Annotated in this window: 21 protein-coding genes, 1 pseudogene and 1 riboswitch; of the genes and pseudogenes, 12 read left to right on the top strand and 10 right to left on the bottom strand. The window is 66.5% G+C overall.

What is annotated here, in order from left to right; genetic code table 11:
- The gene (locus IWX75_RS11490) at positions 1-258 is read right to left on the bottom strand and encodes a hypothetical protein (protein ID WP_196822386.1); all 258 of its coding nucleotides are present in this window, start codon (positions 256-258) and stop codon (positions 1-3) included.
- A 101-nt stretch (positions 259-359) separates the two neighbouring features.
- Positions 360-465, top strand: a riboswitch (SAM riboswitch).
- A gap of 4 nt (positions 466-469) precedes the next feature.
- On the opposite strand from IWX75_RS11490, the gene sfnG reads away from it, so the two are divergent.
- From sfnG to IWX75_RS11475, 3 genes are read left to right on the top strand one after another with little or no spacing between them, the layout of a single operon-like run.
- Positions 470-1624 carry a dimethylsulfone monooxygenase SfnG gene (sfnG, locus tag IWX75_RS11485; RefSeq protein ID WP_196822385.1) on the top strand — a complete coding sequence of 385 codons (1155 nt, stop codon included), beginning with the start codon at positions 470-472 and terminating at the stop codon, positions 1622-1624.
- Complete coding sequence (locus IWX75_RS11480; protein WP_334684283.1) at positions 1624-3009, top strand: O-acetylhomoserine aminocarboxypropyltransferase/cysteine synthase family protein; 1386 nt, start codon at positions 1624-1626, stop codon at positions 3007-3009. The genes sfnG and IWX75_RS11480 overlap by 1 nt, the downstream gene beginning before the upstream one ends.
- Positions 3006-3518, top strand: a complete 513-nt coding sequence (locus IWX75_RS11475; RefSeq protein WP_196822384.1) for a CoA-binding protein — start codon at positions 3006-3008, stop codon at positions 3516-3518. The genes IWX75_RS11480 and IWX75_RS11475 overlap by 4 nt, the downstream gene beginning before the upstream one ends.
- A gap of 125 nt (positions 3519-3643) precedes the next feature.
- Here the strand turns inward: IWX75_RS11475 and IWX75_RS11470 are convergent, their stop codons facing one another.
- Positions 3644-4450, bottom strand: coding sequence for a carbon-nitrogen hydrolase family protein (locus IWX75_RS11470; protein WP_196822383.1), 807 nt, complete (start codon positions 4448-4450; stop codon positions 3644-3646).
- Positions 4451-4539: 89 nt separating this feature from the next.
- On the opposite strand from IWX75_RS11470, the gene IWX75_RS11465 reads away from it, so the two are divergent.
- Positions 4540-5034: a DUF427 domain-containing protein gene (locus IWX75_RS11465; RefSeq protein ID WP_196822382.1), complete on the top strand. Its 495-nt coding sequence runs from the start codon at positions 4540-4542 to the stop codon at positions 5032-5034.
- A gap of 48 nt (positions 5035-5082) precedes the next feature.
- Here IWX75_RS11465 and IWX75_RS11460 read toward each other — a convergent pair whose 3' ends face one another.
- Positions 5083-6372 carry an adenylosuccinate synthase gene (locus IWX75_RS11460; RefSeq protein ID WP_196822381.1) on the bottom strand — a complete coding sequence of 430 codons (1290 nt, stop codon included), beginning with the start codon at positions 6370-6372 and terminating at the stop codon, positions 5083-5085.
- Positions 6373-6558: 186 nt separating this feature from the next.
- Here IWX75_RS11460 and IWX75_RS11455 point away from each other — a divergent pair, with 186 nt between their 5' ends.
- The gene (locus IWX75_RS11455; RefSeq protein WP_196822380.1) at positions 6559-7158 is read left to right on the top strand and encodes a hypothetical protein; all 600 of its coding nucleotides are present in this window, start codon (positions 6559-6561) and stop codon (positions 7156-7158) included.
- A gap of 16 nt (positions 7159-7174) precedes the next feature.
- Here the strand turns inward: IWX75_RS11455 and IWX75_RS11450 are convergent, their stop codons facing one another.
- The 4 genes from IWX75_RS11450 to IWX75_RS11435 form a co-directional block, all read right to left on the bottom strand.
- The gene (locus IWX75_RS11450; protein ID WP_196822379.1) at positions 7175-7369 is read right to left on the bottom strand and encodes a helix-turn-helix domain-containing protein; all 195 of its coding nucleotides are present in this window, start codon (positions 7367-7369) and stop codon (positions 7175-7177) included.
- A gap of 239 nt (positions 7370-7608) precedes the next feature.
- Positions 7609-8028 carry a DUF3151 domain-containing protein gene (locus tag IWX75_RS11445; protein WP_196822378.1) on the bottom strand — a complete coding sequence of 140 codons (420 nt, stop codon included), beginning with the start codon at positions 8026-8028 and terminating at the stop codon, positions 7609-7611.
- A gap of 3 nt (positions 8029-8031) precedes the next feature.
- Positions 8032-9051 (bottom strand): class II fructose-bisphosphate aldolase, encoded by a 1020-nt coding sequence (gene fbaA, locus IWX75_RS11440; RefSeq protein WP_196822377.1) that lies wholly within the window; start codon positions 9049-9051, stop codon positions 8032-8034.
- Between the two features lie 112 nt (positions 9052-9163).
- The gene (locus IWX75_RS11435) at positions 9164-9823 is read right to left on the bottom strand and encodes a TrmH family RNA methyltransferase (RefSeq protein ID WP_196822376.1); all 660 of its coding nucleotides are present in this window, start codon (positions 9821-9823) and stop codon (positions 9164-9166) included.
- Positions 9824-9887: 64 nt separating this feature from the next.
- Between IWX75_RS11435 and IWX75_RS11430 the strand changes: the two genes are divergently transcribed.
- The gene (locus tag IWX75_RS11430) at positions 9888-10667 is read left to right on the top strand and encodes an HAD-IIA family hydrolase (RefSeq protein WP_196822375.1); all 780 of its coding nucleotides are present in this window, start codon (positions 9888-9890) and stop codon (positions 10665-10667) included.
- A 35-nt stretch (positions 10668-10702) separates the two neighbouring features.
- On the opposite strand, the gene IWX75_RS11425 is transcribed toward IWX75_RS11430, so the two are convergent.
- Genes IWX75_RS11425 through IWX75_RS11415 form a run of 3 tightly spaced genes read right to left on the bottom strand, consistent with a single transcriptional unit; the run spans position 10703 to position 13591 of the window.
- A complete protein-coding gene (locus IWX75_RS11425; RefSeq protein ID WP_196822374.1) occupies positions 10703-11704 on the bottom strand; it encodes an alpha/beta fold hydrolase in 1002 nt (333 codons plus the stop codon).
- A 48-nt stretch (positions 11705-11752) separates the two neighbouring features.
- Complete coding sequence (gene pyrE, locus IWX75_RS11420; RefSeq protein ID WP_196822373.1) at positions 11753-12331, bottom strand: orotate phosphoribosyltransferase; 579 nt, start codon at positions 12329-12331, stop codon at positions 11753-11755.
- 51 nt (positions 12332-12382) lie between these two features.
- A complete protein-coding gene (locus tag IWX75_RS11415) occupies positions 12383-13591 on the bottom strand; it encodes an ROK family transcriptional regulator (RefSeq protein ID WP_334684282.1) in 1209 nt (402 codons plus the stop codon).
- A 150-nt stretch (positions 13592-13741) separates the two neighbouring features.
- Between IWX75_RS11415 and IWX75_RS11410 the strand changes: the two genes are divergently transcribed.
- From IWX75_RS11410 to IWX75_RS11385, 6 genes and pseudogenes are all read left to right on the top strand, one after another.
- A complete protein-coding gene (locus tag IWX75_RS11410) occupies positions 13742-15265 on the top strand; it encodes a sugar ABC transporter ATP-binding protein (protein WP_196822371.1) in 1524 nt (507 codons plus the stop codon).
- Between the two features lie 5 nt (positions 15266-15270).
- Complete coding sequence (locus tag IWX75_RS11405; RefSeq protein ID WP_442858977.1) at positions 15271-16320, top strand: ABC transporter permease; 1050 nt, start codon at positions 15271-15273, stop codon at positions 16318-16320.
- Complete coding sequence (locus tag IWX75_RS11400) at positions 16317-17411, top strand: ABC transporter permease (protein ID WP_196822369.1); 1095 nt, start codon at positions 16317-16319, stop codon at positions 17409-17411. Before IWX75_RS11405 ends, IWX75_RS11400 begins: the two co-directional genes overlap by 4 nt.
- 52 nt (positions 17412-17463) lie before the next feature.
- Positions 17464-18692, top strand: a pseudogene (locus IWX75_RS11395) (substrate-binding domain-containing protein).
- Positions 18693-18834: 142 nt separating this feature from the next.
- Positions 18835-19623, top strand: coding sequence for a sugar phosphate isomerase/epimerase family protein (locus IWX75_RS11390; protein WP_334684302.1), 789 nt, complete (start codon positions 18835-18837; stop codon positions 19621-19623).
- Positions 19620-20828 carry a Gfo/Idh/MocA family protein gene (locus tag IWX75_RS11385; RefSeq protein WP_196822367.1) on the top strand — a complete coding sequence of 403 codons (1209 nt, stop codon included), beginning with the start codon at positions 19620-19622 and terminating at the stop codon, positions 20826-20828. Before IWX75_RS11390 ends, IWX75_RS11385 begins: the two co-directional genes overlap by 4 nt.
- The last annotated feature ends 10 nt before the right edge of the window (positions 20829-20838 follow it).

The following is a 20838-nucleotide window of genomic DNA, read 5'->3' as shown; positions in this document are numbered from 1 at the left end:
CTAGTGGGCGCTCCGCCGCTCCCGGACCACTCTGCGGGCCCGGCGCCACTTTCCGAGGGCCAGCAGGACGAGAGCCGAGCAGGGAATGAGCATCCCTGCCTGCTGGACATAGAACCATCCGCTGACGGAAGGGCCCGGGTCACGAAGCACCAGGACGATGCTGAGAAGGAGGGTGGCGGCCACCACGGCAGCCGCCCAGAACACGGTCCGCCAGAGGGCTGATTCGCCGGTGCGCTCCGCCGACCGCCAGGATTCCATCGGTCAAGGGTACGGGACGCCACGGAGCTGTCCGTCCCAATGTGACGTTCTCGGACGACACATTCTTTGTGCCGCCCCCTGCCCCCTGTCAGACTCGAAGGTGACCATCCCGAGCGGCCGAGAGATCTGGCTCACTGACGCCGCAGCAACCCTGGCCCGTGCTCCGAGCACTCGGCAATAGGGTGCTACCGCCAGGGCCGATGGAGGATTCATGAGCACTCCCGATCTTTCCCAACCACTCAAGTTCGCCTACTGGGTCCCGAACGTCAGCGGCGGGCTCGTGGTCTCGACCATCGAGCAGCGCACCAGCTGGGACTTCGACTACAACAAGAAGCTGGCCCGGATCGCCGAGGACGCCGGCTTCGAATACGCACTGTCCCAGACCCGCTACGCGGCGTCGTACGGTGCGGACAAGCAGCACGAGGCGACGTCGTTCTCCCTCGCCCTGCTCGCGGCCACCGAAAAACTGAAGGTGATCGCCGCCGTTCACCCCGGCATGTGGCAACCCGGTGTGCTGGCGAAGTTCATCATCACCGCCGACCACATCTCCAACGGGCGGGCCGCCGTCAACATCGTGTCCGGCTGGCTGAAGAACGAGTTCACCGGTTTCGGCCTGCCCTGGCTGGAGCACGATGAGCGGTACGTGCGCACCGAGGAGTTCATCCGGATCCTGCGCGGCCTCTGGACCGAGACGAACTTCTCGCAGGAGGGCAAGTACTACAACATCACCGACTTCACGCTGAACCCGCCGCCCGTGGACGTTCCCGGGCGTGCCCACCCCGAAATCTTCTTCGGCGGGAACTCGACGGCGGCCCAGGCCACCGCCGGGCGCGTGGCCGACTGGTACTTCTCGAACGGCAAGGACCTCGAGGGCTTCCAGGAGAACATCGCGGGGGTCCAGGCGTCAGCCGGGCAGGTGGGACGCTTCCCGAAGTTCGGACTCAACGGCTTCGTCATTGCCCGCGACACCGAGAAGGAGGCCCGAGAGACACTCCGCGAGATCGTCGCGAAGGCGCACCGTCCGGCCGTCGAGGGATTCCGCGACGCCGTCCAGGAAGCCGGCGCCTCCACCGTCGACGGAAAGGGCATGTGGGCGGATTCCTCGTTCGAGGACCTCATCCAGTACAACGACGGTTTCAAGACCCAGCTCATCGGCACCCCCGAGCAGATCGCCGAGCGGATCGTCGAGTACAAGAAAATCGGAGTGAACCTCCTCCTCACGTGCTACCTCCACTTCCAGGAGGAAGTCGAGGCCTTCGGCAGGGACGTGATGCCGATCGTCCGCGAACTCGAGGCAGACGCCGCGGCGAAGGCCGGCGTCGACTTCCACCTGGACACACCCCTTACCAGCAAGGCAGGCGTTTGATGGCAGAGAAGACTTTCGGTTTCCGTACCCGGGCACTCCACGCCGGCGGTACACCCGATGCAACCCACGGCGCACGCGCAGTGCCCATCTACCAGACGACGTCGTTCGTGTTCAAGGACACCAACGACGCCGCGAACCTCTTCGCGCTGCAGAAGTACGGCAATATCTACTCCCGCATCGGCAACCCCACCGTCGCCGCGTTCGAGGAGCGCATCGCCTCCCTCGAGGGCGGCATCGGAGCGGTGGCCACGGCATCGGGCATGAGCGCCGAGTTCATCACCTTCGCCGCCCTCTGCCAGGCCGGCGACCACATCGTCGCGGCGTCCCAGCTGTATGGGGGAACGGTGACGCAGCTCGACGTCACGCTGCGCCGCTTCGGAATCGAGACCACCTTCGTCCCCGGCACGGACCCCGCGGACTACGCAGCCGCCATCCAGGACAACACCAAGGCCGTCTACGCCGAAGTCATCGCCAACCCTTCCGGCGAGATCGCCGACCTCGAGGGGCTCGCAAAAGTCGCATCCGACGCCGGAGTGCCCTTCATCGTCGATTCCACGCTCAGCACGCCGTACCTCATCCGGCCGATCGAACACGGTGCCGACATCGTGATCCACTCCGCCACCAAGTTCATCGGCGGCCACGGAACCACCCTCGGCGGCGTCATCGTGGAGAGCGGCCGCTTCGACTGGGGCAACGGCAAGTTCCCCATGATGACCGAACCCGTGCCCTCCTACGGCAACATCCAGTGGTGGGCCAACTTCGGCGAATACGGGTTCCTCACGAAGCTCCGCACGGAGCAGCTGCGCGACATCGGACCGTCGCTGTCGCCGATGTCGGCCTTCCAGCTGCTGCAGGGCGTTGAGACCCTCGCCCAGCGCCTGGACGAACATCTGAAGAATGCCCAGGCCGTCGCCGAATGGCTGCAGGCCGACCCCCGGATCGAGTACGTGAACTATGCGGGACTTCCGACGCATCAGCATTCCGCCCGCGCCCAGAAGTACTTCCCGAATGGCCCCGGTTCCGTTTTCAGCTTCGGCGTCAAAGGCGGACGCGCAGCGGGACAGAAATTTATCGAGTCGCTGCAGCTGGCCTCGCACCTGGCGAACGTCGGTGATTCCCGGACACTCGTGATCCACCCCGGATCCACCACCCATCAGCAGCTTTCCGCGGATCAACTGGTGGCAGCCGGCATCCCCGAGGACCTCGTCCGTATCTCCGTGGGCCTCGAGGACCTCGAGGACATCCTGTGGGACCTCGACCAGGCCCTTGACCTGGCAGTCGTGTCCACCGAGGACCCGGCCGACGACGCCGAGCTACCGCAGGTGCCGGCCGACGGCAACGAGCAGGACCAGTCCCGCACCAGTGCGGTAGGAGTTGGAGCATGAGCACAGGTACAGAACAGACGACGCCGGCCCGGACCTGGGAAGGCCCATCAGCGCCCGAGCGCCTCAACCTGCTGCGCCAGGCGAAGTCGATCGCGATCGTGGGCGCCTCGGACAAACCCTCGCGGGCCTCGTACTTCGTGGCCACCTACCTGCAGTCGTCCTCGCCCTACCGCCTGTATTTCGTGAATCCGGTGGCGAAGGAGATCCTCGGCCAGCCCGCCTACGCGTCGCTCGCCGACCTCCCGGAGGTGCCCGACGTCGTCGATGTCTTCCGCAAGCACGACGACCTGCCCTCGGTGCTTGCGGAGGCGCGGGACGTGGGTGCCAGAACCCTCTGGCTTCAGCTCGGTTCCTGGCATGAGGGCGTGGCGCGGGACGCCGAGGACGCGGGCATGACCGTGGTGATGGACCGCTGCATCAAGATCGAGCACGCGAGGTTCCACGGCGGGCTGAACCTCGCCGGGTTCAACACGGGAGTGATTTCCTCGAAGCGGCAGATCACCACCTGACGGGCGGCCGAACACGGGCCATGAAAAAGGCCGCACCGGGACCGGTTGGGGGTCGGTCCCGGTGCGGCACTTCCGTCCAAGCCTACTGCAGCGGGCGATGAACCCGTTCAGCCGAGGACGGCGAGTCAGTGCGGCTCGACGATTTCACTGTTGCGGGCGAAACGGCGGTTGTTCAGGACTGGCAGGAACTCGCGGACATCGTCGATCCTGCGGCGGGTCACCTCGGTGGTGACCACCCCGCGTTCCTCATCCTCGAGGTACACGTGTGCAACACCCATCGGATCGAGGATGGCCGAGTGGCCGATCGTGTGCTTGCTCGAGGTACCGGCTGCGGCCACCCACACCGTGTTCTCGATGGCCCGCGCCCGGAGCAGGGTTTCCCAGTGTTCCACCTTGTGCTCGCCCTTGAACCAGGCTGCGGGAACACAGATGAGGTCGGCGCCGGCATCGGCGAGCGCCCGTGCCTGTTCAGGGAACCGGATGTCGTAGCAGGTCATGAGGCCAACCGACATGTCGCCCACCGGCACCACTTTGATGCCGCCGTCGCCCGGTTTGATCCGGCTGGACTCCTGATAGCTGAAGGCGTCGTACAGGTGCAGTTTCCGGTAGGTGTCCGCGATCCGGCCCGTCCTGTCGATGAGGACGAGCGTATTGAACGGACGCTCCTCGCCGCTGGACTCGTACCCGCCGGCCACGACGGCGATATCGTGCTCCGCTGCGAGGAAGGACAACTGCTGCACGAATCCGGTCCAGTTGGCGTCGACCGCGACCTGCAGCGGCCCTTCGACCTTCCCGATCGAGAACATCGACTCCTCGGGAAACACGATGAGGTCCGATCCCGCTGCGCTCGCTTCAGCGGCGAGCCCGCGCATCACCTCGAGATTGCTTGCGGTGTCCCCGCCCGGTCGAAACTGCCCTACGCTGACTAACATCCGTGCCGCCCTAATCCCGTCGATGACGTTTCCCCCAAGCCTACAGAGTTGCCACCCCTTTCCCAGGGCCGCGTTGTTACGGTTGGTTCATGAAGAAATCGCGGATCATTCCAGGGCCCGGTCAGGAAAGCGTGTGGGATTACCCCCGGCCACCACGGGTCGAGCAGGTGTCCGGGAGGGTCGGGGTGCGTTTCGGCGGGACTCTCATCGCCGACACGACCAACGCCGTGCGGGTGCTCGAGACGAGCCACCCTCCGGTCTACTACCTCCCGCTCGCCGACTTCGCGCCCGGCGTGCTGGTTCCGTCGGCAGGCACGACCTTCTGCGAATTCAAGGGAGAAGCTGCCTATTTCGACGTCGGAGCAGGCGGATCCCGTGTCCCGCGCGGGGCCTGGACCTACCCCCGGCCGGTGCGCGGCTACGAGGACCTGTCCACGCGGGCTGCCATCTACCCCGGCAGGATGGACAGCTGCGAGGTCGACGGTGAGATCGTGCAGGCGCAGGACGGCGATTTCTACGGGGGCTGGATCACCGAGGGGATCGTGGGCCCGTTCAAGGGAGCCCCCGGCACCTGGGGCTGGTAGCGAAGCTACCTCACCCGGCCCACAGTTCAGCTCAGTTCAGTTCACGGTTCAGCCAGCGATGAGGTCGTTGACCACGATCGTCTGGTCACGGTCGGGGCCGACGCCGATCGCCGAGAACCTTGTGCCGGAAATCTTCTCCAGGGCACGTACATAGGCCTGCGCGTTCTCCGGAAGGTCCTCGATGGTGCGGGCGGTCGTGATGTCCTCCGTCCAGCCGTCGAAGTACTCGAAGATGGGCTTCGCGTGGTGGAACTCGGTCTGCGTCATCGGCATCTCGTCGTGCCGGACGCCGTCGACGTCGTAGGCGACGCACACCGGGATCCGCTCGATGCCGGTGAGGACGTCGAGTTTGGTCACGAAGTAGTCGGTGAAGCCGTTGACCCGTGAGGCGTGGCGCGCCAGCACGGCGTCGTACCAGCCGCAGCGCCGCGGCCGGCCGGTGTTCACGCCGAACTCGCCGCCCTTCTTCTGCAGGTACATTCCCATGTCATCGAACAGCTCGGTGGGGAACGGGCCCGCCCCGACGCGCGTTGTGTAGGCCTTGATAATGCCCACCGCACGGTTGATCCGGGTGGGGCCGATGCCCGAGCCGACCGACGCGCCGCCTGCGGTGGGGTTCGACGACGTCACGAACGGGTAGGTGCCGTGGTCCACGTCGAGGAACGTGGCCTGGCCGCCCTCCATGAGGACCACCTTGCCGGCGTCGAGCGCCTGGTTGAGGACGAACGTGGAGTCGATGACGAGCGGGCGCAGGCGATCGGCGAAGGACAGGAAGTACTCCACTACCTCCTCCACCTCGACGTCGCGGCGGTTGTAGACCTTGACCAGCAATTCGTTCTTCTGCTTCAGCGACCCCTCGACCTTCTGGCGAAGGATCGATTCGTCGAAGACGTCCTGGACACGCAGACCCAGCCGCGCCACCTTGTCCATGTAGGCGGGGCCGATGCCGCGGCCCGTGGTGCCGATGGCGCGCTTTCCGAGGAAGCGCTCGGTGACCTTGTCGAGGACCTGGTGGTAGGGGGCCACGAGGTGGGCGTTGGCCGAGACCCGCAGCTTCGAGGTGTCAGCTCCACGCGCCTGAAGGCCGTCGATCTCCTCGAAGAGAGCCTCGAGGTTGATGACGCAGCCGTTGCCGATGATCGGAACGGCATTCGGGCTGAGGATGCCTGCAGGAAGGAGCTTCAGTTCGTACTTCTCGCCTCCCACCACCACCGTGTGGCCGGCGTTGTTGCCGCCGTTGGGCTTCACGACGTAGTCGACACGCCCGCCGAGCAGGTCGGTTGCCTTGCCCTTACCCTCGTCGCCCCACTGGGCTCCGACAATCACGATTGCTGGCATGGGATCCTCCCCCATTAGTCACGGATCCCGCGTCCCCGTTCCGGGACCCGCCTGGAGCCGTGCATGAGAACGCCCCAAGAATCCTTCGCGTACCCGCCGCGGACTCTGGGGCTCTTACTCCCCGAGTTTAGCCGAGCGGGCGAGCGGGCGTCGAAAGTGGTCCGGCGCTGCCGGGAGAATGGGTTCATGGACCGTTTCGTTGGACACATCGTCGGCATCGGCACCGCATCGGGAACCCGGCTGGTGGTGGGCCTTTGGGACTCGTCCCGCTTCGGACGGTTCGCTGACATCATGATCGAGGACTCTGCAGGCCGCCGGACACTGCTGGCGCCGGAGCAGGCGATTGCCGAGTATGTCGGGGCTACCTACACGTTCGACGACGTCGTCATCACGCCTGTGGCCTGGACGCTCACCGCCCGGCACCTCACGCTCGACGCCGGGGTCCTGCAGCTTGCAGCCGATATCGGCGGGACGACGGTCCTCGGACGGCTGCTGGGACTCGTTCCGAAGCGCCTTGCCACCAGCCCGCGCTGGCTCACGTTGCTCAATCCGGTTGCCCGCGTGCTGATGAGAGGCGTCCGGACAGCGGGATCGGCGGGCAACGGCCGCCGCGAGTACTACGGCGTTCTTTCGGTCCGCTCCATCGCCGGCGCTTCCGCGTCCTGGCGCGGGGAGGATCTGGGGACGCTCGCCCCCGTGAGTCCGCCCGTGCGGTTCGGTTTCAGTTCAGCGCCGCCGACCCCGGCCCTCGTGGCGGTGGTGACGACGATCGTTCATCCGGGATGATGCCCGGGCGTCCTGCCTAGTGGCCAGGGTTCATCAGTTCCAGGTACTTCCGGACCGCATCCTCGGGCACACGGTAGGAGCGCCCGAAGCGGATGCTGTTGATGGCACCGGACTGGACCATGCGGTAAACCGTCATCTTCGACACCCGCATCAGGGCGGCTACCTCCGACACGGTGTAGAGCTCTCCCGTAACAACTCCAGCAAGGGACATTGTGTACCTTTCGTCTCGTGAAACACGTTGGCCTACTCCTTTAACTGTGGACTCATTCTTGAATGTTGCACAACCGTTACTACTACCTGTTTCTCCTTGGCTGAACCAAGTAGTTTTACGTGGAGCTACGGGCTCCTTCCGTTTTCTACGGGACTTTGACGACAATAAGGGAGCCACCGGAATGGTGGCTCCCTTATCGAGGTCGGATGTGCTACTTGTTATAGGTTGTGCGCCGGGAGCTAGGCCCCCAGTTGCGCACTCGCCTCCGGGTCGGAATCCCGCAGCAGCACGGCAATCCGTTCAGCTTCCTCGATCTCGCCGATGGACGCCGCCGCCCGCCCGAGCGCGTACAGTGCCCGGAGGAACCCGCGATTGGGCTCGTGCGAATACGGCACCGGACCGGTTCCACGCCACCCGCTGCGCCGCAGTGCATCGAGTCCGCGGTGATAGCCGGTGCGCGCATAGGCGTAGGACTCGATCGTGCGGCCCTCGGCGTATGCCTCGTCAGCGAGGATGGCCCACACCAGGGACGACGTCGGGTGCCGGGCCGCGAGGTCCACTGCTTCATCCCCGGCCGCCAGCCGCTGGATGACGTCGGGCTCTTCGGGGAGGTGGGTGGGCTCGGGGCCCATCAGGTTCCTGCGGAATTCGTCGGACATGTCCTAGAGCTTCTTTCCGGCGGAACCGAGGGACGCGGCGGCCTCGACCACACGCGCAGCAAGTCCGGCCTCGGCGGACGCACCCCATACGCGGGGATCGTAGACCTTCTTGTTGCCGACTTCGCCGTCGACCTTCAGGACGCCGTCGTAGTTGCGCAGCATGTGATCGGCCACCGGGCGGGTGAAGGCGTACTGGGTGTCGGTGTCGATGTTCATCTTGATGACCCCGTAGGACACGGCGTCGGCTATTTCCTGCTCGCTGGACCCTGAACCGCCGTGGAACACGAGGTCGAAGGGCTTGTCCCTGCCGAGCTTGGTGCCCACCTGCTGCTGGATGTCCTTGAGGATCTCGGGGCGCAGTTTCACGCCGCCGGGCTTGTAGACGCCGTGCACGTTGCCGAAGGTGAGCGCTGTCAGGTACCGCCCGTGCTCGCCCGCACCCAGTGCGTCGATCGTGGCGAGGGCATCCTCGACCGTGGTGTACAGCTTGTCGTTGATGGCGTTCTCCACACCGTCCTCCTCGCCGCCGACGGTGCCGATCTCCACCTCGAGGATGATCTTCGCGGCGGCAGCACGGGGGAGGATCTCCCGGGCGATGCGCAGGTTCTCCTCGAGCGTCTCCGCCGAACCGTCCCACATGTGCGACTGGAAAATCGGGTTGCCACCGTTCTTCACTGCCTCCTCCGACGCCGCGAGCAGCGGCAGTACGAAGCCGTCCAGCTTGTCCTTCGGGCAGTGGTCGGTATGGAGCGCGATGTTCACGTCATACTTCTTGGCAACCTCATGGGCAAAAGCCGCGAAACCCAGTGAACCGGCCACCATGTCCTTGACGCTCGCGCCGGACCAGTAAGCCGCCCCGCCGGTGGAAACCTGGACGATGCCGTCGGACCCGGCCTCGGCGAATCCGCGCATCGCAGCGTTCAGGGTCTGGGAAGAGGTGACGTTCACGGCCGGGTAGGCGAATCCACCCGCCTTCGCGCGGTCGATCATGTCGGCGTAGACCTCAGGTGTGGCAATTGGCATGCTGCTGACTCCTTCATGGATGGGAACTGCTTGCTTCATCCTAGCGATCAGGAGGTGCCTGCGCAGGGCTGCGCAGAAGGCGAACCCACGACGAACCGGCAGCGGACGGGCCCTAGATGCCCTGCCCGAACACATGCCGGCGAACCCAGCCGTGCATGGCGATGGCCGCAGCCGCGGAGGCATTCATGGACCGGGTTGAACCGAACTGTGCGATGGACAGGGTTGCATCGGCCGCGGCATGGACCTCGGCCGTCAGGCCGGGCCCCTCCTGCCCGAACACGAGGACGCATCTCTCCGGAAGCTCATAGGTCTCGAGCGGCACGGAATCGGGGAAGTTGTCGATTCCCACGATGCGCAGTTCCTCGCCCTGCGCCCAGGCGACGAAATCCTCGACGGTCGGGTGGTGCCGTACATGCTGGTAGCGGTCGGTGACCATCGCGCCGCGCCGATTCCACCGGCGTCGTCCGATGATGTGGACCTCCTTCGCCAGGAAGGCGTTGGCGGTGCGGACCACTGAACCGATATTGAGGTCGTGCTGCCAGTTCTCGATGGCGACATGGAAGGGGTGCCGTCGGGTGTCGAGGTCAGCCACGATGGCGTCGTGCTTCCAGTACCGGTAGGCGTCCACCACGTTGCGCGTGTCCCCCGCGGCAAGAAGCTCCTCGTCCCACTGCCCGCCCTCCGGCCATTCGCCCTGCCACGGACCCACGCCGACGGCGGTCAGGGGGTCGGTCGGCGTCGGATCAGTTGCCGTATCTGTACTCTCTTTCACCCCTTCAGCCTAAGGTGAAAGACTGGACCTGATCTTCGGAAGCGTCCACAAGCGAAGGAAGCCCATGCGGGAAAACGAACACATCGAATGCTGGCTTACCGACATGGACGGCGTGCTTGTCCATGAGAACCACCCCATTCCCGGGGCAGCAGAGCTCATCGACCGCTGGGTGGCCACGTCGAAGCGTTTCCTCGTGCTGACCAACAACTCCATCTACACGCCGAGGGACCTTGCCGCGCGGCTGAAGGCCTCGGGGCTCGAGATTCCCGAGGAGAACCTGTGGACCTCGGCCCTGGCCACGGCACAGTTCCTCAAGGGCCAGCTTCCCGGCGGCCGGGCCTACGTGATCGGGGAGGCCGGGCTGACGACGGCGCTGCACGAAGCCGGCTTCGTCCTCACCGACTCCAACCCCGACTATGTGGTGCTCGGCGAAACCCGCACCTACTCCTTCGAGGCGATCACCAAGGCGGTTCGGCTGATCCTCGACGGCGCCCGTTTCATTGCCACGAACCCCGACGTCACGGGTCCCTCGAAGGAGGGCCCCCTCCCCGCGACCGGAGCGATCGCGGCGATGATCACCGCGGCGACCAACCGGGCCCCCTACATCGTCGGGAAGCCCAATCCCATGATGTTCCGCTCAGCGATGAACCAGATCGATGCGCATTCGGAGACGACGGCGATGATCGGCGACCGGATGGACACAGACATCATCGCTGGCATGGAGGCCGGGCTCCACACGGTCCTTGTCCTCAGCGGCATCACCCAGCCCGACGACATCGATGCGTACCCCTTCCGGCCGGACCAGATCGTCAATTCAGTGGCCGACCTCATCGACCAGGTGTGAACCGACGGGGCTTGAACCGACCAGGTGCGGTTCCGCTAGAACGCTATTTTCCTCCCGCCGCCCGTCGGCAGCGGAATGAGGTTGTCCTGGATCGTTCGGACGAGGGTCCGGTAGATCAGCGGGTTCCACTGGGGACTCGCGTGGGCCGGAAGCGCACCGGTGGTGACGGAGTCGGCGGAGACCAGGTTGTCGGGAAACGCGGACGCCCACCCCGTCCGGGCGAGCGCATAGTCGACGACGGCGTCGTTCGGGTTGCCGACGAACGCCATGCGGGTTTCCCCCAGCGCACCCTGGAAGCGCCCGATATTGAAGCGGTAGATGTAGGACGCCTGGGACTGGATGAGGACGCTGCTGGGGGCGAGTGGGGAAAGCTGTTCGAGGGTCTGGTCCAGGATCTGGCGCCACGTGCGCTCATTCTTATGGACGATGCGCTCCCCCAGTTCGTATCCACCGCGCACCACAATGGGCACCCGGTACCCGGCCTCGTACAGGAAGACCACGCCCTCGAACATCCGCTGGTCCAGCACGTCAGCCCTGCTGTGCGGGCTCGAGTCGAGCAGGATCAGCTCCACCGGGATGCCCCGCTCCGCAAGGCGTGCCGCCACTTCGACGGCCACCATGCCGCCGAAGCTGTGACCGTAGAAATACAGCTTCTCGAGCTGGAAGTTGCGCACGTAGCGGTTCATCGCCGCCACGATGTTGTTGATGTCCAGGCCCCGGTTCGAGTAGCCCACCACCGCCATCCGGCCCCGCCGGGACAGCGCGGGCCGGAGGGAGTTCAGGATCCAGAGGCCCTCCTCCCAACTGGTCTTGTAGCCCGGGAAGAGTACCCAGGAGGCATCGGGAAAGCTGGTTCCGGCCGAGTCGTCATCGAGGGGGAGGATGCGCAGTTCCTCGCGCTGCCGCTGGATGCGCCTGGTCACTGCGAGGTCGGCGACCAGCGTCAGCCCCAGTCCCGAGCCGGCCAGGAAGGCCCTTCGGGAGAAGCCGGCGAGGTCGCTGGAGGAGGAAAGGAGCCGCTCGGCGTCATCCGTCATGCCCACCCTTCCCGTTCGTTCATTCGTCCCTCGGGCGGGCCGCTGCCGCTAGGCGAGACCGAGCTCGTCCTTGCCGAAGGCGAAGAGGTAGGGGACTCCGGCTTCGGTTTCGATCCGTTCCTTCGAGCCGGTGCTGCGGTCGACGATGACGGCGACGGCCTGCACCTTCCCGCCCGCCTTCCGCACTCCCTCGACAGCGGTCAGCGCGGATCCGCCCGTGGTGGAGGTGTCCTCGAGTACGACAACCGGACGGCCCGCGACGTCGGGGCCCTCCACCTGCCGCGCCATGCCGTACGTCTTCTGCGCCTTGCGCACCACGAACGCGTCGATGCTCCGGCCCGCCCGGGAGGCGGCATGCATCACGGCGGTCCCCACCGGGTCCGCACCCATGGTGAGGCCTCCAGCGCTCTGGAAGTCGATGCCGGCGTCGTCGAGCAGCGCGAGCATCACCCGGCCCACCAGGACCGACGCCTCGGAGTGCAGCGTGATGCGGCGCAGGTCGATGTAGTAATCGGCCTCGACGCCACTGGAAAGGGTCACCTTTTTCCGGACGACGGCGAGCTCCCGAATCAGCTCGAGGAGTCGGGCGCGGTCGGACGAGTGCTCGGCGAAGGTATCTGCGGTCATGCGGCAAGTCTATCGAGAGCCGGCAGGGCGGCTCGCCCGGGCGCCGTGTCGTCAGGGACCGGACAGCGTCGCGGCCTCGATGGACTCCGGTGAGAGGACATGCGCAATGGCCATGGCTGCGGCGCCTGACACTCCGGCCCGTTCGCCCGAGACCGAGGGCACGATCCGCAGGTGCTCGGTCGCCAGGGGAAGAGACCGCCGGTAGACCACCTCGCGGATGCCCGCGAGGAGGTGCTCTCCCGCCGACGCCATGATTCCGCCCACCACGATGACCGAGGGATTGATGAGGTTCACGCAGGTGGCAAGGACGTCCCCGATGTCACGGCCCGCCTGGCGGATGACCTGGATGGCCGCGGCGTCCCCGGCCCGCACCAGGGAGATCACCTCGCCGCCGGAGGAGAGCCGGCTGCCGGTGACGGCGCTGAGTGCAGCCGCGAGCGCCGGACCTCCGGCCACTGCTTCGAGGCACCCGGTGTTTCCGCACCTGCACGGCAGTTCACCCCCGCGCAGGATCCTCACGTGGCCCAGGTCTCCGGCCGTGCCCTGGGCCCCGCGCTGCAGGGTACCGCCCGAGATGATTCCCGCACCGATGCCGGTCGCCACCTTGATGAACATGAGGTCGCCCGTGTCGCGCCAGTGCGCGTTCTGCTCTCCCAAAGCCATGATGTTGACGTCGTTGTCCACGAGCACCGGCACGGGATAGGCCCGCTGTACCAGCCCGGGAACGTCGAAGCGGTCCCACCCGGGCATGATCGGCGGGTTGATGGGCCTTCCGGTGTCGTGCTCGACGGGGCCGGGCAGGCCGATGCCGATGGCGGCGAGATCCCCCGGGCTGCGCTCTCCGGCGACGAGGAGGCGCGAGATCGCCTCCACCAGCCAGCCGAGGACCACGTCCGGGCCCTCGGAGATGTCGAGTACAGCGCGCTCGGAGCCGAGCTCGGTACCCGCCAGGTCCGAGAGGACGACCAGCGCATGGGTCGCACCGAGGTCGGCGCCGATCACCACGCGTGCTGCCGGGTTGAGGGCGAACAGCGACGGCGGCCGGCCCCCCGTGGAGGCGGCACCTCCGTAGGGAGCGACGAACCCGAGCTCCATGAGGGTGTCCACCCGGGACGCGACGGTCGACCGGGCGAGCCCGGTGAGCTGCGCGAGTTCCGCGCGCGTGCGGGGCTGGCCGTCCCGCAGCAACTGGAAGATCTCGCTCGCCCCGGGGGCGGGAGGGGAAACGCGCAGTGCCTGCGTTGCCGCCGGTTCTCCCACTTTCTCTCCTGCCGATTGCTTACGCGTGGTGGTCAGCATCCTTGAAGTAAACCACGACTTCGGACCGCTCGGCACCTACCTAAATTACTTTTCTCAACAGCTTTTGTCGCTCTATCGACAAAAGTCGGTTAGCTGTGTCACAGTGGGCGCGTGGCTAACGACGTCGATCCCTCCGCTCCCGAGCCTGTGCTGCAGGCAAGCGGGCTGTCGAAGAGTTTTTTCGGCGTGCCGGTATTGAGTGATGCGTCCCTCTCGCTGGTTCCCGGCCAGGTCCACGGGCTCGTCGGCGAGAACGGTGCAGGCAAATCGACACTCATGAAGCTGCTCGCCGGGGTCTATCAGCGCGATTCCGGGATCATCGAGATCTCGGGCCGGCCGGTGGACTTCTCCCATCCCACCCAGGCGCACTCGGCAGGGTTGTCCACGGTGTTCCAGGAGTTCAACCTCCTGCCTGAACGCTCGGTGGCGGAGAACATCTTCCTCGGCAGGGAGCCGCGCCGCGGGATCCTGGTGGATACCAAATCCATGCAGACCCGCACCTCGGAGCTCCTCGGGGAACTCGGGGTCTCGAGCATCCGGCCGGGCAGCCTGGTGAACTCGTTGTCCGTGGCGCAGCAGCAGATCGTCGAGATCGCGAAGGCGATCAGCTATGACGCCCGGATCATCTCCATGGATGAGCCCACGGCGGCACTCGCCGGACCCGAGGTGGACCTGCTGTACGGGATCATCCGTCGGCTCACCGGGCGCGGCGTCGCAGTGCTCTACGTGTCCCACCGGCTGAAGGAGATCTTCGACCTGTGCGACACCATCACGGTGCTGAAGGACGGCCGGGTGGTCGGCTCCCACCCCGCGTCGGAGCTCGACGACGCCGCGCTCGTCCGGCTCATGGTGGGCCGACCCATCTCCGCCTACTTCCCCGACCCCGAACCCGGCACCGAAGTGGGGAAGATCGTGCTCCAGGTCGACGGATGCGGCAATGACCAGCTCGACTCGATCGACCTGTCGCTGCGGTCCGGTGAGATCGTCGGCGTCGCCGGCCTCCAGGGGTCCGGCCGTACCGAGCTGCTCGAAGCCCTTTTCGGTGCGGCGCCCTTCACCCGCGGCACCATGGAGCTCGAGGGCGCCCGGTACGCGGGCCGCTCGCCGCGCGAGGCCGTGAGGCGCGGCATCGCCCTGATCACGGAGGACCGGAAGTCGCAGGGGCTCAGCCTGAACCAGTCGATCCTCGACAACGCCCTCAGCGTGGTCCGCTCGGTCTTCCCGTCCCGGAACCGCAAGGCACGGGCGGGTATTCCGGGAGTCTTCTCCTCGCTCGAGGTAGCCGCACGCGATCTGGACCAGGAGGTCCAATACCTTTCCGGCGGCAACCAGCAGAAGGTGGTCCTCGCCAAGTGGCTCGCCGTGAACCCGCGCGTGGTGCTGCTTGACGAACCCACCCGCGGGATCGACGTCGGCGCCAAGCTCGCCGTGTACCAGCTCATCCGCTCACTTGCCGCGCAGGGCACCGCAATCCTCCTGGTGTCCAGTGAACTCCCCGAAGTCCTCGGAATGGCGGACCGGATCCTGGTGATGCGCGATGGCCGCATAGCCGGCTCAGCCGCACCAGGGTCAACGGAGGAAGAAGTGCTGGCGCTGGCCGCCGGCGTCCGAACCGATCAGGAAGCCCCGAAATGAGTTCGATGAGGATGCCGGCCCTGACGTCGACCCACCTTGTGTATGCAGTGGTGCTGGTGACCATTGCCGTGGGTGCGGTGCTGGTGGGCAGTACCGGCAGGAATTTCTTCAGCACCGGCAATATCTCCGACATCCTCACCGGCACGAGCGTCCTGGGATTCATCGCGATCGGCCAGACCGTCGTCATCCTGGTGGGGAGCCTCGACCTCTCGGTTCCTTATGTCATCAGCCTCTCGAGCCTCGTCGCGGCCACGGTCATGGCGAACCAGGCGGGTAACGTCCTGGCGGGCGTGCTGGCGGCCCTCGCACTGGCCGCCGCAGTGGGCCTCGTCAACGGCCTGGTGGTATCCGGCCTGAAAGTACACGGTTTCATCGCCACCCTCGGCATGGGTCTGATCATCAGTGGCTACCTCGCCTCCAACTACAAGGGAAGCGCCGGGCAGACCCCGCTCGCCTTCCGGCTCATCGGCGCCACGGGAATCGGCCCCGTTCCGGTTTCCACCCTGATCATGCTCGCCTGCGCCGGGATGGTCCTGCTGGTGCTGAACCGGTCGCGGCTGGGGCACCATATGTTCGCCGTCGGGGGCAACCTCGACGTCGCAAGGATGTCGGGCATCCGGACGCGCGGTCCCGTGATCGCCGCCCACATCCTGTGTTCCGTGATGGCGGGTCTGGCCGGCCTCCTCCTCGCCGCCCGCCTCGGGGTGGGCAGCCCGACGATCGGGACGCAGGGAGGCTATGACCTGCTGTCGATCGCGGCGGTGGTCCTTGGCGGGACCCTGCTCGCGGGTGGGAAAGGTTCCCTTGTCGGAACGCTGGGCGGAGTGCTGATCTTCGCGATGATGGACAACATCATGAGCGTCCTGCAGATCAACCCCTTTCTCAAGGACGTGGTGCGCGGCGTCGTCATCGTGGTCGCGGTCGCCGTCTATGCGCGGCGCAGGAGGGTGGGCCGCCCCGCGAGGTTCTCCGGCACCGATACCGGTGGGGCCGGACCTAGAGACACCCCGCAGGGGCCACAGCCCAGCCATGAGGACCGCGGAGTGAGCGCATGAGCGCCGACCAGACGAGCCGGGCGGTACCCGGAAGCACGCGGCAGATCACCCTCGCCCAGAACCGGTCCTCCCGGGCTGAACGCCTCCTGAGGTTCCTTCGCACTCCCGGAGGCGCGGTGTTCGTGCTGCTCCTCGCACTGCTGGCCGCCGTCATCGCGGCGAACCCGTCCTTCGGGGAACCGGGCTCGCTCATCCGCTTCATCGGCCGCACCGCACCCATCGCCATCGCCGCGATCGGCCAGTACTTCGTGATCGCCTCCGGCGAATTCGACCTGTCCATGGGCTCGGTCGTCACCGCGCAGGTGATCATCGCGGGGAACCTGATCGGCCAGGATGAGAGCCGGGCCGTTCCCGTCCTGCTGCTGATGCTGGTCTTCGGCGCCTTCGTGGGATTCGTCAACGGGTGCGTCACCACCCTGCTCCAGGTTCCGAGCTTCATCGTGACGCTCGGGACGATGCTCGCGCTGCTGGGCCTGGTGATGTACTGGACCGGCGGCGCCGCCACCGGCAACCCGGCCGACAGCTTCCGGCAGATCGGGCGCGGTGGCATCCGGGATGTTCCGCTGGTCGAGGTTCTTCCCTACCCCCTGCTCATCCTGGTGGGAATCGCGGCCGCCGCCGCCTGGCTGATGCGCCGGCCCTTCGGTCGCACACTCCTCGCCGCAGGTGACAATCCGCGGGCGGCGGCCCTTGCCGGGACCAGGGTGTGGTGGATCAAGACCCGCGCGTTCATGCTGTCCTCACTGGCAGCGACAGTGGCCGGCATCATCCTGGTCGGATACGCGGGCGTCCACCCTTCCGTGGGGCGCGGCTACGAGTTCACGGCGATCACCGCCGTCGTGCTGGGCGGGGTGGTGCTCGGCGGGGGGCGTGGCTGGGTGCTCTCCGCGGCGGCCGGCGCATTCTCCCTCGAACTGCTCTTCACACTGCTGAACTTCCTCGGCGTGGAGTCGACGTGGCGCGACACCGTGCAGGGCCTGATCATCATCGGAGCCGTGGCAGTGGCGGCCCAGACCTGGCAACGCAAGAGGCGTGGCGCTTCGCCGCCGGCGCTCCAGGTACCACCAATCCAACCCGGCACTACCGCTTGAGGCACCACCAGCACGGACCAGGCCCGCAGGGGCACCAGAAGGAAGGGACACCATGCACAGGAAAGTACGAACCCGGATCACAGTGGTCGCGGCAACGTCGCTGTTGGCACTGACAGCATGCACCACCGATTCATCGATCGAAGACCCGCCGTCGGCGGAAGCGGCCCCGGCCGCCACCGAAGCCGCCCCCGCGGAAAGCAGCGATGAGTGGTTCGACCAGGCGGTCTACGACACCCAGGACGAGCAGCGTGCGGCCACCTTCGAGGGGGACCCGGAACAGCCGTACCTGCAATATATCGACGGCGCGATGACCGACACCGCGGCCTTCGCCGCCGAGGGCCCGCAGAAGGTGTGCTTCGCCAATGCCTCGATCTCCAACCCGTGGCGGCAGACCGGCTGGATCACCATGAACGAGCAGCTCAAGGCGCTGCAGGACTCGGGAGTGATTTCCGAGATGGAGACCCGCGACGCCCAGGACGACGACAACACCCAGATCTCCGATATCGATTACTTCATCAGCGAAGGAAACTGCGGCGCCTTCGTCATCTCCCCGAACTCGACGGCCGCCCTGACTCCGGCGGTCGAACGCGCGTGTGAAACAGGCAAGCCCGTCGTCGTCTTCGACCGGGGCGTGGAGACCGACTGCGCCACCACCTTCATCCATCCCATCGGTGGCTTCGCCTGGGGCATCGACACCGCCGAGTTCCTTTCCGGCAAGCTGCAGGAAGGCGACAAGGTGGTGGCCCTTCGCATCCTGCCCGGGGTCGATGTCCTCGAGCAGCGGTGGGCCGCTGCGGAGCGGATTTTCGAGGAGAACGGTATCGAGGCAGTCGACTACTTCACTGGCGCCGATCCCACCGAGATCAAGAAGATCATCGCTGACGAACTGGCTACCGGGGACGTGCAGGGAGTATGGATGGATGCCGGCGACGGTGCCGTGGCAGCCATCGAGGCCTTCGAGGACGCCGGAGCCGATCTGCCCGTCATGACGGGTGAGGATGAGCTGAGCTTCCTGCGGAAGTGGGAGGAAACCGGCATCGACGCCCTTGCGCCTGTCTACTCGAACTTCCAGTGGCGCACCCCGTTGCTGGCTCTCGAGAAGATTTTCGGGGCGAGGAAGTGCCCGCTGAGTGGGTTCTGCCCCAGTCGCCCATCACCGAGGAGGACCGCGGTGAGTTCCTCGAGGCGAACGACGGTATGCCGGACGGCCATTACGCCAAATTCGGCGGCGAGGACCTGCCGGGCTACCCCACCGTGTGGCAGGAACGCCAGATCCCCTAGGGCTCCGGCTTCTGGGACAGGCACCAACGAGACGAAAGGAGGGAAGCGGGCCGTGCAACGAGCAATCGGCATCAACACGTGGGTGTGGGAATCACCCCTCACCGACGCCGGCCTGCTTCCGCTCCTCACCAGAATCGCGGGCATGGGCTTCGACTCCGTGGAGCTGCCCCTCGAAAACGCCGGAGACCTTTCATCCTCCGCAGTCCAGGACGCACTTGCGGCAACCGGCCTCACCCCCTATATCGTGGGTGCCATGGCTCCCGGACGCGACCTCGTCGAGGCCGACGGCGGAATCATCCGGGCCACGCAGGAGTATCTCGGAGCGTGCATCCAGTTGGCCTCCGACGTCGGTGCTCCCGCGGTCTGTGGGCCGTTCTACTCGGCTACCGGTCGCCTGTGGCGCATGGACGACGGCAAGCGCGAGCGCGCGTACTCGGAACTCCGGGAAAATCTCGAGCCGTTGGCAGCGCAGGCACTGGAGAGCGGCGTCGTGCTGGGAATCGAACCCCTGAACCGTTATGAAACCTCCCTGCTGAATACGGTGGGGCAGGCGCTCGAAGCATTGGGCCCGCTCCTCGGAAGCGGCGTGGGGCTCGCGCTCGATACCTATCACCTGAATATCGAGGAGCGGTCCTCGACCGACGCCATCCGGCAGGCAGGCACACACCTGGTCCACGTGCAGGTGTGCGGAAACGACCGCGGCGCACCCGGCGGGGACCAGACCGACTGGCAGGGAATCCTCGAGGCACTCGACGACGTGGGATACACCGGCGCACTGAACATCGAAAGCTTCACCTCGACCAACGCAAGCATCGCCACGGCGGCGTCGATCTGGCGTCCGCTGGCGGTAACCCAGGACCGGCTGGCCGAGGACGGGCTCGCGTTCCTGCGAGGTGCGTCGGCAAGCCCTGATGAAGGACACTCCCTATGACCACCACTCCCCCGGGGCCCGCGACGACCCCCAGCCCCGCCCCGGCTCCCTCCCCGACACACGCCCCGTCGCGAACCCTCGGCGTCGCCGTCATCGGCTACTCCTTCATGGGCCGCGCGCATTCGAATGCCTGGCGGAACGTCAACGCCTTCTATGAGTCGCCACGCGTCGAGCAGCGGCTCCTGGTGGGGCGCGATGAGCACCAGTTGGTCCCGGCAGCGCAGCGGCTCGGTTGGGCCGGAACCGCGACGGACTGGCGGACGGTGCTGGAACGCGACGACATCGACATCGTGGATATCTGCACACCCGGGCATCTCCATGCCGAAATCGCAGTGGCAGCCCTAGAGGCGGGCAAGCATGTCCTCGTCGAGAAGCCCCTGGCGAACTCCGTGGCGGAGGCCGAGACCATGGTGGCGGCGGCCACAGCGGCCCGCGCCCGGGGCATCCAATCCATGGTGGGTTTCAACTACCGGCGGCTGCCGTCGCTGGCACTGGCGCGGGACCTCCTGGCTGCAGGCCGGGTGGGTGAGGTGCGCCAGGTCCGCGTGAGCTACCTGCAGGACTGGCTCGCGGACGAGAACGCACCGATGAGCTGGCGCCTGCGCCGGGAAACCGCCGGATCCGGCGCCCTGGGGGACCTGGCGTCCCACGCCGTGGATCAGATCCAGTTCCTCCTCGGCACTACGGTCACGTCAATTTCCGGGACGGTGAACACGTTCGTTCCCGAACGGCCGGGCGCCGCAGGACTGGAAGCCGTCACCGTCGACGATGCCGCCTGGGCAACGCTGCACCTCGCCTCCGGTGCGGTCGCCAGCCTCGAGGTATCCCGGTTCGCCACCGGACGAAGGAATGCACTGCAGATCGAGGTCTACGGATCCCTCGGCTCCCTCCGGTTCGACCTCGAGCGGTTGAATGAACTTCAATACTTCGACGCCACGGCACCGGCCGAACTGCAGGGCTCGAGCCGGATCCTGGTGACCGAGGAGACGCACCCCTACCTCCACGCCTGGTGGCCCACCGGTCACACCCTCGGGTGGGACCATACCTTCACCACCCAGGCCGCGGACTTCCTCACCGCGATAGCGTCCGGAACAGCCCCCCGGCCGTCATTCGAGGACGCCCTGGACGTGCAGCGGGTGCTTTCCGCCCTGGAGGACAGCGCGCGGGCGGGAAGTGCCGTCGTCGAGCTCGATCAGCCCAGCTGAACCCGCGCAC

This window comes from Arthrobacter sp. CAN_A6 (genome assembly GCF_015751715.1).
In the GTDB taxonomy this organism is placed as follows: Bacteria; Actinomycetota; Actinomycetes; order Actinomycetales; family Micrococcaceae; genus Arthrobacter_D.
The sequence above is the reverse complement of the archived record's forward strand: the minus strand, read 5'-3'. Positions and strand labels throughout refer to the sequence as shown.

What these genes read in the sequence shown, in the direction of transcription:
- IWX75_RS11465 (WP_196822382.1), top strand. Translation starts at nt 4,540, where the DNA reads ATGAAGAAATCGCGGATCATTCCAGGGCCCGGTCAGGAAAGCGTGTGG.
- IWX75_RS11480 (WP_334684283.1), top strand. Translation starts at nt 1,624, where the DNA reads ATGGCAGAGAAGACTTTCGGTTTCCGTACCCGGGCACTCCACGCCGGC.
- IWX75_RS11400 (WP_196822369.1), top strand. Translation starts at nt 16,317, where the DNA reads ATGAGCGCCGACCAGACGAGCCGGGCGGTACCCGGAAGCACGCGGCAG.
- IWX75_RS11425 (WP_196822374.1), bottom strand. Translation starts at nt 11,704, where the DNA reads ATGACGGATGACGCCGAGCGGCTCCTTTCCTCCTCCAGCGACCTCGCC.
- IWX75_RS11460 (WP_196822381.1), bottom strand. Translation starts at nt 6,372, where the DNA reads ATGCCAGCAATCGTGATTGTCGGAGCCCAGTGGGGCGACGAGGGTAAG.
- IWX75_RS11490 (WP_196822386.1), bottom strand. Translation starts at nt 258, where the DNA reads ATGGAATCCTGGCGGTCGGCGGAGCGCACCGGCGAATCAGCCCTCTGG.
- IWX75_RS11455 (WP_196822380.1), top strand. Translation starts at nt 6,559, where the DNA reads ATGGACCGTTTCGTTGGACACATCGTCGGCATCGGCACCGCATCGGGA.
- IWX75_RS11450 (WP_196822379.1), bottom strand. Translation starts at nt 7,369, where the DNA reads ATGTCCCTTGCTGGAGTTGTTACGGGAGAGCTCTACACCGTGTCGGAG.
- pyrE (WP_196822373.1), bottom strand. Translation starts at nt 12,331, where the DNA reads ATGACCGCAGATACCTTCGCCGAGCACTCGTCCGACCGCGCCCGACTC.
- IWX75_RS11390 (WP_334684302.1), top strand. Translation starts at nt 18,835, where the DNA reads ATGGGCTTCGACTCCGTGGAGCTGCCCCTCGAAAACGCCGGAGACCTT.
- sfnG (WP_196822385.1), top strand. Translation starts at nt 470, where the DNA reads ATGAGCACTCCCGATCTTTCCCAACCACTCAAGTTCGCCTACTGGGTC.
- fbaA (WP_196822377.1), bottom strand. Translation starts at nt 9,051, where the DNA reads ATGCCAATTGCCACACCTGAGGTCTACGCCGACATGATCGACCGCGCG.
- IWX75_RS11385 (WP_196822367.1), top strand. Translation starts at nt 19,620, where the DNA reads ATGACCACCACTCCCCCGGGGCCCGCGACGACCCCCAGCCCCGCCCCG.
- IWX75_RS11430 (WP_196822375.1), top strand. Translation starts at nt 9,888, where the DNA reads ATGCGGGAAAACGAACACATCGAATGCTGGCTTACCGACATGGACGGC.
- IWX75_RS11405 (WP_442858977.1), top strand. Translation starts at nt 15,271, where the DNA reads ATGAGGATGCCGGCCCTGACGTCGACCCACCTTGTGTATGCAGTGGTG.
- IWX75_RS11470 (WP_196822383.1), bottom strand. Translation starts at nt 4,450, where the DNA reads ATGTTAGTCAGCGTAGGGCAGTTTCGACCGGGCGGGGACACCGCAAGC.
- IWX75_RS11445 (WP_196822378.1), bottom strand. Translation starts at nt 8,028, where the DNA reads ATGTCCGACGAATTCCGCAGGAACCTGATGGGCCCCGAGCCCACCCAC.
- IWX75_RS11475 (WP_196822384.1), top strand. Translation starts at nt 3,006, where the DNA reads ATGAGCACAGGTACAGAACAGACGACGCCGGCCCGGACCTGGGAAGGC.